The sequence below is a fragment of the Calditrichia bacterium genome (genome assembly GCA_020634975.1).
Classification (GTDB): Bacteria; Calditrichota; Calditrichia; order RBG-13-44-9; family J075; genus JACKAQ01.
On record JACKAQ010000007.1, the window covers coordinates 87,808 to 103,874 of the forward strand.

13 protein-coding genes are annotated in these 16,067 nt (G+C 48.0%); 7 read left to right on the forward strand and 6 right to left on the reverse strand.

Annotated features, from left to right (window positions below):
* Positions 1–84: 84 nt before the first annotated feature.
* From H6629_23175 to H6629_23205, 7 genes are all read left to right on the forward strand, one after another.
* Positions 85–2,748 (forward strand): hypothetical protein, encoded by a 2,664-nt coding sequence (locus tag H6629_23175; protein MCB9070689.1) that lies wholly within the window; start codon positions 85–87, stop codon positions 2,746–2,748.
* A gap of 53 nt (positions 2,749–2,801) precedes the next feature.
* Positions 2,802–3,698 (forward strand): DUF4434 domain-containing protein, encoded by an 897-nt coding sequence (locus H6629_23180; GenBank protein ID MCB9070690.1) that lies wholly within the window; start codon positions 2,802–2,804, stop codon positions 3,696–3,698.
* 104 nt (positions 3,699–3,802) lie between these two features.
* Positions 3,803–4,876, forward strand: a complete 1,074-nt coding sequence (locus tag H6629_23185; protein MCB9070691.1) for an AGE family epimerase/isomerase — start codon at positions 3,803–3,805, stop codon at positions 4,874–4,876.
* Positions 4,877–5,282: 406 nt separating this feature from the next.
* Positions 5,283–5,948 (forward strand): hypothetical protein, encoded by a 666-nt coding sequence (locus H6629_23190; GenBank protein MCB9070692.1) that lies wholly within the window; start codon positions 5,283–5,285, stop codon positions 5,946–5,948.
* Positions 5,949–6,013: 65 nt separating this feature from the next.
* On the forward strand, positions 6,014–6,784 hold the full coding sequence (locus tag H6629_23195; protein MCB9070693.1) for a 4Fe-4S dicluster domain-containing protein: 771 nt from the start codon (positions 6,014–6,016) through the stop codon (positions 6,782–6,784).
* 14 nt (positions 6,785–6,798) lie between these two features.
* Positions 6,799–7,998 carry a Ni/Fe-hydrogenase cytochrome b subunit gene (gene hybB / locus H6629_23200; GenBank protein MCB9070694.1) on the forward strand — a complete coding sequence of 400 codons (1,200 nt, stop codon included), beginning with the start codon at positions 6,799–6,801 and terminating at the stop codon, positions 7,996–7,998.
* A 12-nt stretch (positions 7,999–8,010) separates the two neighbouring features.
* On the forward strand, positions 8,011–8,808 hold the full coding sequence (locus H6629_23205) for a hypothetical protein (protein ID MCB9070695.1): 798 nt from the start codon (positions 8,011–8,013) through the stop codon (positions 8,806–8,808).
* 100 nt (positions 8,809–8,908) lie between these two features.
* On the opposite strand, the gene H6629_23210 is transcribed toward H6629_23205, so the two are convergent.
* From H6629_23210 to hemB, 6 genes are all read right to left on the reverse strand, one after another.
* On the reverse strand, positions 8,909–9,439 hold the full coding sequence (locus H6629_23210) for an archaemetzincin family Zn-dependent metalloprotease (protein MCB9070696.1): 531 nt from the start codon (positions 9,437–9,439) through the stop codon (positions 8,909–8,911).
* Positions 9,436–10,782 carry a sigma-54-dependent Fis family transcriptional regulator gene (locus H6629_23215; GenBank protein ID MCB9070697.1) on the reverse strand — a complete coding sequence of 449 codons (1,347 nt, stop codon included), beginning with the start codon at positions 10,780–10,782 and terminating at the stop codon, positions 9,436–9,438. Before H6629_23215 ends, H6629_23210 begins: the two co-directional genes overlap by 4 nt.
* Before the next feature lie 8 nt (positions 10,783–10,790).
* On the reverse strand, positions 10,791–12,434 hold the full coding sequence (locus H6629_23220) for a HAMP domain-containing histidine kinase (GenBank protein MCB9070698.1): 1,644 nt from the start codon (positions 12,432–12,434) through the stop codon (positions 10,791–10,793).
* A gap of 67 nt (positions 12,435–12,501) precedes the next feature.
* Positions 12,502–13,539: a ferrochelatase gene (gene hemH / locus H6629_23225; protein ID MCB9070699.1), complete on the reverse strand. Its 1,038-nt coding sequence runs from the start codon at positions 13,537–13,539 to the stop codon at positions 12,502–12,504.
* A 119-nt stretch (positions 13,540–13,658) separates the two neighbouring features.
* Positions 13,659–14,954: a glutamate-1-semialdehyde 2,1-aminomutase gene (hemL, locus tag H6629_23230; protein ID MCB9070700.1), complete on the reverse strand. Its 1,296-nt coding sequence runs from the start codon at positions 14,952–14,954 to the stop codon at positions 13,659–13,661.
* A gap of 101 nt (positions 14,955–15,055) precedes the next feature.
* The gene (hemB, locus tag H6629_23235) at positions 15,056–16,027 is read right to left on the reverse strand and encodes a porphobilinogen synthase (protein MCB9070701.1); all 972 of its coding nucleotides are present in this window, start codon (positions 16,025–16,027) and stop codon (positions 15,056–15,058) included.
* Positions 16,028–16,067: the final 40 nt, after the last annotated feature.

Below are 16,067 nucleotides of genomic sequence, written 5' to 3' on the forward strand. Positions count from 1 at the left end.
TACGAATACCGAATTCGTAGCTGCTTTATATTGCAAAACTGGGAATTTCTGCGTATTCTTCCGGGTTCAAAAAGAGGGTTTTCGATGATTGGCAAATTTGAAAAATATCAAGGTCTCGTTGTTTCGCACACCCATTGGGATCGTGCATGGTATTGGCCGTTTGAGTGGTTTCGCATTCGGTTGGTCCAAACCGTTGACCAAATTATCGAAATTTTGGACACCATTCCCGGTTACAAAGCGTTTGTTTTGGACGGGCAAACGGTTGTGCTGGAAGACTATCTTGAAGTAAAACCCGAAAAACGCGCAGATCTCGAACGACTGGTCAAATCGAAAAAATTGTTCATCGGACCGTGGTATATTTTGCCCGATGAATTTTTGGTGAGCGGTGAATCGCTCATCCGAAATTTGATGCTCGGCGATCGCATTTGCCGCGAATTTGGCGGCATGATGAAAGAAGGTTACGTGCCGGACCCGTTCGGGCACATTGCCCAAATGCCTCAGATTTTGCGCGGGTTCGACATTCGTTCGTTCATTTTTTCGCGGGGAATGGGCGCGGAAATCGAGCAAACCGGCAGCGAATTTCAGTGGGAAGCGCCGGACGGATCGCAAATTCTGGCACTCAACCAGCGCGATAATTACGGCAATTTGGCCAGTTGGGGATTCCCGTTCGAATTCGGCGATTACCGGAATCGGAAACCGGAAAAAGAACAGGCGCTCAAAGACGTACTGGCGTCCATCGAAAAAATTGCCGGTGATTCAACCACGCCTAACTTATTGTTTAACAATGGTGTAGATCATCTGCCACCTCAGCCGGAAGTGCCGGAACTGATCGAATATGTCAATCAACATTCCGACAACATCCAGCTCACCCACGGCACATTTTCGGATTATGTGGACGCAGTTATCGCCGCAAATCCATCGCTGAAAACCATTCGCGGCGAGTTGATCGACAATTACCATCGCCCGATTTTGCTGAGCGTGTATTCCGCGCGAATGTATCTCAAACAGGCAAATTTCCACTGCCAGCAGTTGCTCGAAAAATTTGCGGAGCCGCTCTCGGTGCTGGCAAAATTGGCAGCCGGTTCGGATTTCACGCCATTTTTGCAACAAGCCTGGCGCACGCTGCTCAAAAATCATCCGCACGATGATATTTGCGGTTGCAGCACCGACGAAGTGCATCGCGAAAATATGACGTTTTTCCAGCGTGTCCGGCAAATCGGCGATTACATTTCCGAGCGGGCAATTCTCGATATCGCGGAAAAAAATCCCGATAGCAATGATACGCGCAAGTTGTTTGTTTTCAATCCCTTAAACTGGCAACGGAGCGATGTGTTTTCTGCAAAAATTCGCATCCCGGTAACGGACGAGCAGCAGCAATTTCACCAATCGATTGCGCTGAAAGACACGCAGGGCAAACTGCATCCTTGCCAAATAATTTCCAAAAAACCGCAATTCCGGATGGAATTATTCAAAGATGTGAATTACCACGAATACGATGTTCGCGTTGCTGCGGATGCACTTCCGGCAAACGGGTTCGCCATTTTTGATATCGTGCCGGATGTGGAAGCAGCGACTGAAACCGATCTTCGAGCCGGTGATAGATTTCTCGAAAATGCGTTTTACCGCATCGATGTGAACCCCAACGGCTCGTTCAATATTGTGGATAAACAATTCGGCGTAAACTATCCAAATTGTCATATTTTTGAAGATACGGAGGATACTGGCGACGAATACACCTATTCTTGGGCGGAGAACAGTCGAACGATTACCACGGAAAATTTTCAACCGGAAATCCGGCTGAAGGCATCCGGGGCGTTTTCTGCGACCATCGAAATTTCCGGTGATTTTTTGCTGCCGGCGAAACTGAGCAACGACCGCAAAATCCGCAGCAGCGAAATGGTGCAGTGTAAATTGCGCACGGAAATCACGCTTTTGGCAAACACCCGGCGCATCGAATGTCGCACTGAATTTGACAACGCTGTGGAAGATCACCGGCTGCGGGTGCTTTTCCCGAGCGGCAGCACTGCCAAAACCTGTTTTGCCGACGGCCATTTTGCGGTGATCGAACGACCGTGCTATTATCCGGGCAAACCGACGGCTGCGACGCGGTCGGAATATTATGCCACGCGCCACCAAAATACGTTCGTCAGTGTTGCGGATGAACAGTCCGGGCTGATGCTCGCCAATCGCGGTTTGCCGGAATACGAAATCATCGAGCAAAACGGAAAAGCGATGATTGCACTCACGCTATTGCGCTGTGTCGGGTGGTTGTCGCGCAACGATTTTATCACGCGTGTCATTCAGGCGGGACCCAAAATTGCCACGCCGGAAGCGCAATGTCCCGGCAGTCATGTGTTCGAATATGCGCTGATTCCGCACCAAAAATCATGGCGCACCAATGCCGTTTTTCATCAGGCGCACAATTTTGCAACGCAGGTTTTTGCCCAATCGTTCAGCGGAAATTTCCCCGAAGAATGGCAAAGCATTAGCTTGATTCACTTCGATCATCCCGAAATTTGCATCAGCGCAATGAAGATTGCCGATGATGGCAACGGCATCATCGTGCGGATTTACAATCCGGGCGATACCCAAATTTCTGCGACCGCGACCGCGTTTGCACCGATCCGAAAAGTGCAGTTAACCAATCTCAACGAAGAAACCGGGGAGCTCGTTTCACCGGACAACGAGACAACTTTTACGGTGAATTTGGGGAAATACGAGATCCGAACATACAAAATTGAGTTTTGATAACTATCTGATATTGCTGAAATTATAACCTATTCCACGGACTTGAGAGAGTGATGAAAAAAATTACAGGAACGTTTATCGACGAAATAACATTTGACATTCCCCCGCAAAACTGGGGCAAAAAAGAGTGGCAGCGGGAGTTTGAAATTTTCAATGAAATCGGTATCGATACGGCAATCATTATTCGCGGCGGCTACAAACGCCACAGCGTTTTTCCCTCCAAAATTGTCGGTGATACGCATACGACCGATCTCGCACGACTATTTTTGGATGCGGCGCATAAAAACGGCGTCAAACTCTATTTTGGCATTTTCGATACCGGCATTTTTGAACAGGGTAAATGGGATTTGTGGCGCGAAGAAGTCGCCGCCAACCAAAAATTTATTGCGGAAGTGCTGTCACGCTACGGCGATTCGCCCGCGTTTCACGGCTGGTATATTTCCCACGAAACCAGCGTTTTTGTGCCGGGCATCCGCGATTTTTATCACCACATCAGCAATCATATGAAAGACGTTACGCCGGAAAAACCGGTGCTGATTTCGCCATATTATTCGAGCGGTGTGGTGCATGCGGAAAACGAAATGGTGCGGAATATGGACGAATTTGCTGATGAATGGCGCAACATGCTCGGCAAAATTTCATCGATCGATATTTGCGCATTTCAGGATGGCACCTGCCGATTGGAGCAATTGCCGATGTATATGGAAACCATCAAAACCGTTTGCACGGAAGCCGGGATTGAGCTGTGGAACAACACCGAAACGTTTTCGCGCGATTTTCCGATCAAATTTCCGCCGACGGATTACCGGCGATTGCTGGAAAAATTGCGCATCACTTCACCATTTGTTGAAAAACAAATTACGTTTGAATTTTCCCATTTTATGAGCCCGCAGTCGGTGTGGCCGGCAGCGCGCAATTTATTTGATCGTTACGCCGAGGCATTATTGTGAACAGCAACCCGAAAATCGATGGTGCGAAATTGGCAGCCCAATATCGCAATGCATTGCTCAGCGATGTGATCCCGTTTTGGGAAAAATTTTCGATTGACCGGGAAATGGGCGGTTATTTTACCTGCCTCAATCGCGACGGCAGCGTGTTTGATACCGATAAATTTATCTGGCTACAAGCGCGGCAGGTCTGGCTGTTTTCGATGCTTTACAATCGTTTGGAACAGCGGGAGAGCTGGCTGGAAATCGCCAAAAACGGCGCAGAATTTCTCAAAAAATATGGGATGGATGACAACGGCAACTGGTATTTTTCGCTGACGCGCGACGGGAAACCACTGGTTCAGCCATACAATATTTTCTCCGATTGTTTTGCTGCGATGGCGTTCAGTCAATTTGCGCTGGCTGCAAATGATGAAAAAGCGAAAGATATCGCTGAACAGACTTTTCGCAATATTCTCCGGCGAACGGATAATCCCAAAGGCAAATACAATAAAATTGTGCCGGGCACGCGCCCGATGATCAATCTGGCGCTGCCGATGATTTTGGCAAATCTGACGATTGAACTGGCGTGGATGCTCGATAAACAAACCGTTGACGATGCCACAAACATGTGCATCGAACAGGTGCTCGGCAAATTTCTGCATCCGGAAAAAGGCATTTTGATGGAAAATGTATCGCCGGATGGCGAATTACTGGATTGTTTTGAGGGCAGGGTAGTGAATCCCGGGCATGGCATCGAGGCGATGTGGTTTTTGATGGATATCGCCGAACGTTCCGGCGATGCTTCGCTGATTGATCGCTGCATCACGGTTGTGTTAAATACGCTGGATTTTGGGTGGGATGCCGAAGTTGGCGGCATTTTCTATTTTTTGGATGTGCGCAACAATCCGCCGCAGCAGTTAGAGTGGGATCAAAAATTGTGGTGGGTGCATCTGGAAACGCTGGTTGCGCTGGCGATGGCATATCGGCTCACCGGACGTGCGGATTGTCTGGCGTGGTATCAACGCGTTCACGAATACAGCTGGCAGCATTTTCCCGATCCGCAATTTGGCGAATGGTTCGGCTATCTCAATCGTCGGGGCGAGCCGCTGCTGCAATTGAAAGGCGGCAAGTGGAAAGGCTGTTTTCATGTTCCGCGAGCGCTGTTTATGTGCATGCGGCAATTTGAATCCATTCGTTAAGTGGTTGTAAAATTTTGACTTGCTTTGTTAGCGAGATTATCGTTCGCAAACAATTGGCTTCACATTTCCTTCCGAAATACATTTTCGCAAATCTCTCTATTTCAAAATTTAACACACCGATTTTCCAATTCGTTGAATTTGTTTACAACGATCGTTGAATTTCTTTACAAAGCTAAGTCTTTTAATAACAATGCGTTGCGGCTTTGCTGTGTTTGCGGCGGCTATTGCGGTGTAAATTAATTCAACGATCGTTTTTTTACAGTTGATGATAATTTTTACATGATACCCATCTAAGTATAATAAAAACAATTACTTGATGGATTAGTAAATATTATGGCACAGGAATTGTCTTATACTTATGTGAAATGATTTACAATGTAATCAACTATAATTAAGGAGTTATATCATGGTCGTATTAATGGTTATTCTAACAATCGTGCTGGGCATTTCTGTTGATTATGTTATTCAACGCAGAAAACAAATCGGGCTTGCATCATCGCCGGCATTAGGCGTATCACCCATTTCCAGCACCCTTTCATTATTGCCAAAAGGCATCTTTTTACAACCGTCGATGACGTGGACAAAAATTCTGGACGATGGCGAAATTGCTGTTGGCATTCACCCGATTTTGATGGGTGTTGTCGGTGAACCGGATGCCATCGAACTGCACGAACCCGGATTGCAAATTGCAAAAGGGGAGGGGCTGATTAACATCCGCAAAGGGAACCATTCGCTGGTTCTCAAATCTCCGGTTGTCGGACAAATTATGGCGATCAATTCTTCAGTCGTCGAACATCCGACCTGGGAAAGCCTCAGCAAAAACTGGTTGTTTGTGTTGAAGCCGGAACAAATTGCCAACGAAATTCCGCAATGGCAGTTCGCTGAAAAAGCAGAAACCTGGACAAAAACAAAACTTCAACAGCTCAAAAATTTCTTTGCCGAACAAGTTCCGGATAACGGTCTCGGATTAACACTCGCCGATGGCGGGGATATTCCGGTCGGTGTTTTGGCACATTTTGATGAAAAAGTATGGAAAAAATTTGAAACGGAATTCTGCGAAACCGGCAGCTGATTATTGTCGCTTGCTGAATCCAAAACTGAACTGTTCGACGCAAAGAATTTGAAAAAGGAGAAAAAATGAGCTACGGAATGTTAATCGATACCACCCGGTGTATCGGCTGCGAAGCGTGCATGGATGCATGCCATGAAGTTCATAACCAACCGGATACTGAGAATTACGAATTATCAGCAACCAATTTTACAGTTGTCAAAACTAAAGCGATCAACGATGAAGAAATATATTTTCGCCAAATGTGCATGCACTGTGAAAACCCGAGTTGCGCATCTGTGTGTCCGGTTGGTGCACTTGAAAAAACAAAAGAAGGTCCAGTGACTTACGACCCCTCAAAATGCATGGGTTGCCGGTATTGCATGTTTGCCTGCCCGTTTGATGTGCCGAAATATCAATGGGATTCCCGCCAGCCGTTGGTTCAAAAATGTGATATGTGTTACGATCGCATTAAAGAAGGCAAACTGCCCGCATGCGCAGAAGCCTGCGAAGAAGGCGCAACCGTTTTTGGCGAACGGGATGAGCTGATCGGCATCGCCCGGCGCAGAATGCAGAACGACCCGGATAGTTACCATCCCTATATTTACGGCGTTACCGAAGCTGGTGGCACATCTGTGCTGATTTTGGCGGCATTCCCGCTGGATCAGATCGGTCTCAAATCGAAAAATTTCCAGCAAGCATTCCCGAAACTGACCTGGGAAGTGATGAAAGAAGTCCCGAATGTGGTGTCTTTTAGCGGTGTATTTATGTATGGGTTGTGGTGGATTATCAATCGCAGAATGACGCTGCAGAAGATACAAGTTGAAGAAAATCAAGCGGTTGCAGAGGAGGAAGCATAATGAAAACGAACTTCTTGAAATCACAGAAACCTTTCCGGTTTACTTTTTGGACAGCTATTTTTGGCATTTTGCTCATCCTCGGATTGTATGCCACATTCGTCCGGTTTTATTACGGATTAGGTGCGTCAACCAATTTGAGCGACAAATTCCCGTGGGGATTGTGGATCGGATTTGACGTGCTTTGCGGCGTCGGATTGGCTGCCGGCGGTTTCACGATGGCGGCGATGGTCTATATTTTCAACATCAAACGGCTAAAACCGATTGTCCGTCCGGCAATTTTGACCGCATTTTTGGGATATTTGCTGGTGATTGTCGCGCTGTTGTTCGACCTCGGTCAGCCGTTGCGCGTTTGGCATCCGCTGATCATGTGGAATCCCCATTCGGTGATGTTCGAAGTTGGCTGGTGCGTAACCTGTTACACCACTGTGCTGGCGCTGGAATTCAGTCCGGTGGTTTTCGAAAAATTGCGGATGGAAAAACCGCTGCGGTGGATCAAAAATATAACCGTTCCTTTGGTTATTTTGGGTGTGATTTTTTCAACACTACACCAATCTTCACTCGGTTCCCTGTTTTTGATCGTTCCCGAAAAATTATATCCGCTGTGGTATTCTTCATTGCTGCCCGTTCACTTCTTTGTAACGGCTGTCGCCGTCGGGTTTGCAATGGTAATTTTCGAATCATTTTTGAGCGCCAGAGCTTTCAACAAACAGTTGGAAAAACCGATTTTGATGGAAGTCGCACGCATTCTCGTATTCATTTTGGCAATCGCGTTGTTGATAAAAATTCAGGATATCACCCGGTTGGACAAATTGGGATATCTGTTTATTAACACCACAGAAACCTGGTTTTATTGGGCAGAAGTTGTCATCGGGCTGATCATTCCGATGATAATGCTGGCAATTCCTAAAATTCGCCGAAACGATCATGCATTGTTTGGTGGCGCTTTGATGGTGGTTATCGGATTCATCATGAGCCGGTTGAATGTTTCGATCACCGGAATGGAAGCTTATACGCAGGCAAATTATTTCCCGTCGTGGATGGAAGCCAGCGTTACGCTGATGATTGTCGCGATCGGCTTTGCGGCGTTCCGGTTTATCGCCAAAAACTTCCCGATATTTGAAGAAAGCGAACCACTGCCGGCCGTTGCGCAAAAAGTGATTCGGGTGAATGTTGTCAAAAAAGCAGACTTGACAAAAAAAGTTACCGCTTATTAAACGGGGTGTATCATGATTGCCAAAAAGAATGTCGTCGCGAATGATGAACGTTGCATCTGGATGACTGCCGGTGTTGTGAATTACAAATTATGCGAAATGCAATTTCAGTGCGAACATTGTGATTTTCACAAAGTCATGTGCGGCATTATGCCGCTCGAAGCCGAATCCATAGCCGTTACGGAACCGTGCGGATGCAACAGGATAGATGACCAGTTGGACGAAAATGAACCGGTTGTCCCGTTGATTCATCAATATTTGCGATCGCTTTTTGCAAATTACAGGATATATCTGGACCGTTATTATTTTGCCAATCATTTTTGGGGCAGACCGGTGGGTAACGGACAAATTGAGATCGGCATTAGTCCGCTAAGTTTCAAAATTCTTGCGCCGGTGGATCAGCTCATCCCGCCACAAACCGGGCAGATGTATCGCAATCATCAACTGATAGCGCTGCTGATCCGCAAAGGCAGAACCGTTCCGTTATATACGCCGTTCGAGGGTGTGGTCACGGCAGTCAATCCTGAATTGGCTGCCCGTGGTTTTGAGGAACTCATCAATCACGATGAACATTTGTTTGTGATGGACGCCGGAAAAAATTTCCATTTTCCCGAACAATATGGCAACACCCGCGGATTGGAATGGCATAAAGAAATGGTCGGTCACCTGAAACAAACACTTGCTAAAGAGCTGGAAAATATGGCTTTACAGCAGGTTGGCGTTACGATGGCGGACGGCGGCGAAGTTCAAACCGATCTGGAAAATGTCATCGGGAAAGCGGCGTTTGACGAGCTTGTAAAAGCACTATTTTAGAAAACCATTATGCGATCAGTGAATGTCAGCCTGCGGCGTGTATCCGGTTCAAAAACCGGTGAGCGTCGCAGGCTGTTTTTTTTTTACCAAAACCGAAAATTCAACGGCAATTGATACCCAAAATATTCTGGCACGCCGGGCAAAACTGCGCCTGTTTTATGTCGCTATCTTCCACATAAGTTGATGAAAACATCACACATTCAAAATTCTGGCAGTGCACCAAACCCATCGTATGCCCCAATTCGTGCAACGCCTCTTTGAGCGTCCGATCGTACAGCAGGGCATTATCTGCGGGTAGTCCGTAAAATTCGTTGCGCAGCCGGAAAGTAGAAATCAGCGCGCCCGGCCCGTTTAATTGAGCTTCGCCGAAAAGGAAGGTTAAAATGGGTACAAAAATATCGACATTAGTGATGCCCAAAATTTTGGCGCCATCCGGTGGCATGTTTTTGAGCAATTCCGCCAAAATTTGGGTGGAGTAATACTGCTGCCGGTCGGCAGAATAAAACGGTTTTAACGAAATTTCCAGCCGGTTGTGGGCAAATGCGTAGGGCACGCATCGCTGCAAATCGACCGCAAGCCTGTCCCAGTTTGGCGGAAAATGATTGTTGATAAATGTAAGATAAACCTTCACTTATCCCGGCTGATTTTATATTTTTTGAGCTTGTTATACAGCGTTACGCGATCGATGCCCAACACACCGGCAGCTTGTGTCACGTTTCCTGCTGCCTCGCCGAGCACTTTAATAATATGCTGTTTTTCCAGTTCTTCCAACGTTTGTGTTTCGCCGGAATCGTGGTTGGAATTATTCACTTGCAACGGCAAATCTTCCGCTGCGACCGCCGGTTTTTTGCCGACAACCATTGCCCGCTCGATGGCATTTTCCAATTCCCGAACATTTCCCGGCCACGGGTGGCGCAGTAAAATTGCCTCCGCTTCCGGCGAAATGCTCTTTTGCGGTCGTCCCATTGCCCGGGCATACTTCCCGATAAAATGACGCGCCAGCGGCAAAATATCCGCCCGACGTTCCCGCAACGGCGGAATGACGATGGTGAAAACGTTGATCCGGTAATACAAATCTTCCCGGAACAGACCTTCCTCCACCAGTTTTTCCAGATTTTTATTCGTGGCGAAAACCAGCCGGAAATCCACCTGAATTTCAGCCGTGCCGCCCAATCGGGTGAAGCGTTTGCTTTCGATGACGCGCAGCAAATCCACCTGCATTTTTGGCGAAATATCACCGATTTCATCCAGAAAAAGCGTGCCGCCGTGGGCCATTTCCAACCGCCCTTTCCGTCGATATTGCGCACCGGTGAACGCCCCTTTTTCGTGACCGAACAGCTCGCTCTCCAACAGTGTTTCCGGAATCGCGCCGCAGTTTACCGCAACAATCGGCAGATAGCGCCGTTTGCTGTGGCTGTGGATCGCCCGGGCAACCAGCTCCTTTCCGGTGCCGCTTTCGCCGCGAATCAGCACTGTGGAATCGGTTTCGGCAACGGTGTGTACCATTTCCATTACTTCACGGATTTTATCGCTTGTCCCGACAATTTCGTCCATCCCGCGAAGTTCGGTAATTTGATCTTTTAGCTGCACATTTTCGTCGCTCAAATCCTTTTGTTTGATGGCGTTTCGCACCAACCGGGAAAGATCGTCCGGGTCGAACGGTTTGGTGATGTAATCAAACGCACCCAGTTTCAGCGCTTCGACAGCGGTTTCCACCGAGGCGAATGCGGTCATAATAATCACGATGATATTAGGATCGATTTCGCGAATTTTTTTCTGCAGCGTGATGCCGTCCATTCCCGGCATTTTGATGTCCAGCAAAATAATGTCGAAGGTATTACCGTGCATTTTTTGCAACGCTATCTCACCGCTTTGCGCGGTTTCTACGTTAAATCCATCTTCGAGAAACCACTCGCCCAGCGAGTTGCACACCGATGGTTCATCATCAACGATGAGAATTTTGTAAGGCTTCATTTTTCCCCTCATGTCTCAACAACTGTGTTTGAAACCGATTTTTCCTGTTGCAACGGCAGCAATATCTGAAATATTGTACCGCCCGATAGTGGCGTTTCCACCCATATTTTTCCGCGATGGCGCTGCACGATGCCGTAAACCACAGCCAAACCCAGCCCCACGCCTTTGTTGTCATTTTTTGTGCTGAAAAACGGCTCGAAAATTTTATCCTTAATTTCATCGGGAATGCCGGGACCGCTATCGCGAACGGAAAGCAGAACATTTTCTTTCTGATTTGTTGCGGAGATGGTCAGTTTGCCACCGTGCGGCATCGCTTCGATGGCGTTCATCAGCAACGCAATCATCGCTTGCAACAATTGATCGAAATCGCAAACCAGCGTTCCCGGTTGAATGTCGATGTCAACAGAAGTGTCGATACCGGCAAGTTCTGTGTGGTGATGCACCAGGCTGACCGCTCGATCCACAATTTCCCGCAACCGGTTTTCCTGAAAATGTGCGGATGATCCGCGAGCAAACAGCAGCAAATTTTTTACGATGTTGCCGCAACGCAATCCTTCTGCGCGAATCAAATCCAGCCGTTCGATAATTTGTGTTTTTTCCGGTGCCTCGGGCATGGTGCGGTCCACTTTTCGCTGGAGCAATTTGGCGTAATTGACAATCCCGGAAATTGGGTTGTTGAGCTCATGCGCCACCGTTGCGGACATTTTTCCGAGTGACGTCATGCGTTCCACATGCAGCAATTCTTTGTGGATGCTTTCCAGCTCGGCGGCTTTATCCTGCACCCGTTCTTCCAGCGTTTCGGACCATTCTTTGAGTTCGCCGTAAGCTGTTTTCAGGTTTTCCGCCATGTAATTAAATGAATTGGCGAGATCGCCGAGCGTGTCTTTTCTATTCAGCTGAATGCGATAATCCATATCGCCGGTCGCGAGTTTTTCTGTGCCGATGCGCAGTTCGTGAATCGGGCGATAAATGACCCAGTAAACCGCCAACGCCACCATCGCGATGCTGATCAGTAAAATGGAAAATCCGATGGATAACGCCTCATTTTCGCCATCGGTAATTGCCTCGTCCATTTCTTTCATGGACATTTGCACGTCCATAATCCCCAGCACAACCTGGTCTTCATCGTGGGCGTGGCAATCGGCGTTGCTGCATTCCAAATCGTTATAAATGGGGATGATCAACCCCATAATCCGGTGCTGATCGTCCGGGCTTTGGAACACACGGGATTTCAGTTCGACCGGCAATTCCTTGAACGGCTCTTCCACAGAATGGCAGACAAAACAGGCTTCCGCCTTCATGTCAACCGCTTCGCCGATTTCCGAATCGATATTCGAAAACGAGATTTCACCTTCTTTATTGTAGATGCGAATATGTTCGATGCCCGGTTCATCGCCGATGGTTTTGATGGTCGCATCGAGGTCGTCGCGGGTGTTGAGGAGCATTAACCGATGGAGGGAATATTTGATCAGATCGCCGCTGCGATAGGCGCTGTGCTGAACCATTTCCTCAAATATATCCATTTGCAGGTTGTGGTTCAGCCGGGTATAAATGGCAAACAGCACACCGATGATCAGAAAAAAGACCAAAAATAGTTTGAAACTTAACGTGCGGACAAACAGTTTCAAATTCCGGTAGATGTGCTTTTTCATCACATAAATGTTTCTCGATGTTGTTTATTGGAAATTACGGAAACGTAAGCCAATAAACACGAATCAATTATTTTTCAACAGGGCTTTCAACTTCGCACCATTCTGCAAGTTGCGCAACCCATTCCGGGTGATCGTTCATGCAGGGAATCATGGTAAATTCTTCGCCGCCGGCATCCAGAAACGATTGTTTGACGCCAATGCCAATTTCTTCCAACGTTTCGAGGCAATCGGAAACAAACGCCGGGCACATCACCAGCAGTTTTTTGACGCCGTTTTCCGCCAGACGCAGCACTTCTTCCGCAGTTGCCGGTTGCAACCATGCGTCCATTCCCAATCGCGACTGGAACGCTACCGAATATTTTTCTTTGGGAATATTTGCCAATTTCACAAATTCTTCGGTGCTGCGGAATACCTGATGCCGGTAACAGGTCAAATGTGCCGGTGACGGCACTTCGCAACAATTGTCAACTTTAAAACAATGTTCGCCGGTGGGATCGGTTTTTTTGCAATGGCGTTCCGGCACGCCGTGATAACTGAACAACAGATAATCAAACTCTTTTTCCAGATATGCTTTGGCACTTTCGAACAGCGCGGAAATGTAACCCGGATGATCAAAAAACGGCGGTTGTTTGGTCAATTTGACGCCGGATTTCAATTTTTTCAGCACCCGTTCGGCTTCCACAACCACGGTTTCGTAAGTTGCCATTGCGTAATGCGGATACAGCGGAAACAGAAAAATTTCCTGCACACCCTGATTTATCAGCTTGCGAATGCCGCTTTCGATGGACGGGTTGCCATAGCGCATACCCAATTCGACGGGAATTTCCAGCTTTTCCTGCACGCCGTTGTGCAGGCGTTGGCTGAGCACAATCAGCGGTGAGCCTTCGTCCCACCAAATGGTTTGATATGCGTGCGCTGAATTTTTCGGGCGAAAGGGCAGAATGAACAGCTCCACAATCATTTTGCGAATGGGATACGGGGCATCGATGACACGCGCATCCATCAAAAATTCGCGCAGATACTTGCGAACATCCGCGACACTCGTCGAATCCGGCGAACCGAGATTCACCAACAATACGCCTCGTTTATTTTCTGAATATTTCATTCGAATATTTTCCTCATGTATTTGGAAAGCGATCTTTCATTTTTGAGACAATAAACCGGTCATTCCTGCGAAGGCAGGAATCTCCAAGCTATTTGCTCAGCTACACAATTACTCCTCACTTATTTCGAAATTGCTTTTTGCAAAGCGATAAAATTTGCCTCGATAGTTTTTTCGATATCGTCATCGCTGTGCGCTGCAGATACGAAAAATGCCTCAAATTGTGCAGGTGCAAAATATACGCCGTTTTGCAGCAGTGAATTAAAGTATTTACCGTATGCGGCTGTATCGGATTTCACTGCAGTTTCGTAATCGTGAACCGGTTCGGGGTAGAAAAACAAACAGCCCATCGACCCGCAACGGGATTGATAAAAATCGACACCCAGCTTTTCCATATTCTGGCGAACGCCGTTGGCCAGTTTTGCAGATTTGGTTTCCAGCGATTCGTAAAATCCCGGTTGGTCGATGAGTTTCAGCGTTTCCAAACCGGCGCGCATCGCCAATGGATTACCGGAAAGCGTGCCCGCCTGATACACCGGTCCGACCGGCGCGACCATTTCCATGATTTCCTTTTTACCGCCGTATGCGCCCACCGGCAGCCCGCCGCCGATAATTTTGCCGAGTGTCGTCATATCCGGCGTGACGCCATAACGTTCCTGAACGCCGCCGCGCGCAACCCGGAAACCGGTCATCACTTCGTCAAAAATCAGCACGATGCCGCTTTTGGTGCACACATCGCGCAATTGCTGCAGAAAATTGTCTTTCGGGAGCACCAGCCCCATATTTCCGGCAATCGGCTCGACGATAATTGCAGCAATTTCTGCGGGATTTTCATCGATCAATCGCTGAACTGATGTCATGCTGTTGAATTGCGCGATCAGCGTATCTGCCGCACTGCCGGGTGTTACGCCGGGACTGTTCGGCACGCCGAGCGTGGTTGCGCCGGAACCGGCCTGAATCAGAAAACTATCTGCATGCCCGTGATAACAACCGCTGAATTTGATAATTTTGTGACGTCCCGTGTAACCGCGCGCCAACCGTATGGCGCTCATTGTGGCTTCTGTGCCGGAGTTGACCATCCGCACCATTTCGATGGATGGCACCATGTCGATCACTTTTTCCGCCAAATCGATTTCAAGTTCAGTGGATGCGCCAAAACTGACCGCTTTTTGGGCGGTTTCGCGAATCGCGTCAATCACTTGCGGGTGGGAAAAACCCACGATCATCGGTCCCCAGGAGCCAACGTAATCGATGTATTTATTCCCATCCGCATCGAACAAATACGCACCTTCGGCGCGTTCGAAAAAGATGGGTTCGCCACCAACTGATTTGAACGCCCGAACCGGTGAATTCACACCGCCGGGCAATACTTTCGCGGCGCGTTGAAATAATAATTTGCTTTTTTCTGTGTTACGCATTTTCTCTCCAACCGAAATATAAACAGGTAGTTACTGTGATTCTATCGAAACGGTCGCGACCCGTCCGTTTTTTTACAAAAAATCAATCGAATTCAATTTTTTCAACCCAGCAGCTCAGCCGCTTCTTTTGCAAAATAGGTCAAAATGAGGTCTGCGCCGGCGCGTTTGATGGAGGTCAGCGATTCCAGCATTACGCGATCATGATCCAGCCAGCCGCGTTCGGCAGCCGCTTTAATCATCGCAAATTCGCCGGAAACCTGATACGCCGCAGTCGGCAAGCCGAACTCGGTTTTGATTCGCTGCAGAATATCGAGATAGGGCATCGCAGGTTTCACCATGATAATATCAGCGCCTTCTTCCACATCCAGCGCGGTTTCGCGAATCGCTTCGTTGCCATTTGCCGGGTCCATTTGGTAGCTGCTGCGATCGCCAAATTGCGGTGTCGATTCCGCAGCCTCGCGGAAGGGTCCGTAAAACCCGGACGCAAATTTTGCCGCGTAGCTCATAATGGGGATATTTTCAAAGCCTTCGCTGTCCAAACCTTCGCGAATTGCGCCGACCATTCCGTCCATCATTCCGGATGGCGCAACCATGTCCGCACCGCTTTTTGCCTGCACAACTACCTGTTTTTGCAGAAGTTCCAGCGTTGCGTCGTTATCAACTTCGTTGCCTTTCAGCGGACCGCAGTGACCGTGATCGGTGTATTCACAAAAGCACACATCGGTGATCAAATAGAGTTCCGGAACGGCTTCTTTCAGCGCAACCAACGCCCGGCAAATAATGCCGTTTTCGCTGGTGGCGTCGCTGCCGCAGGCATCTTTGTGTTCCGGAATCCCGAACAAAATGACCGATTGAATGCCCAAATCGCGAACGATTTTTGCTTCTTTCACCAAATGATCGATGGACATTTGGGCGTTGCCCGGCATGCTGCTGATCGGGTTGATTTTATCTTTTCCGGGAATCACAAACAGCGGATAAATAAAGTCGTTTGGCGTAACGATCGTTTCGCGAACCATGTTGCGAATTTGCGGGTTTTTGCGCAGACGGCGCATCCGGTAATATGGGGTAAACATGTTTGCTCCGTTAAATTTTCGAATATTTTTGTGGAACAAT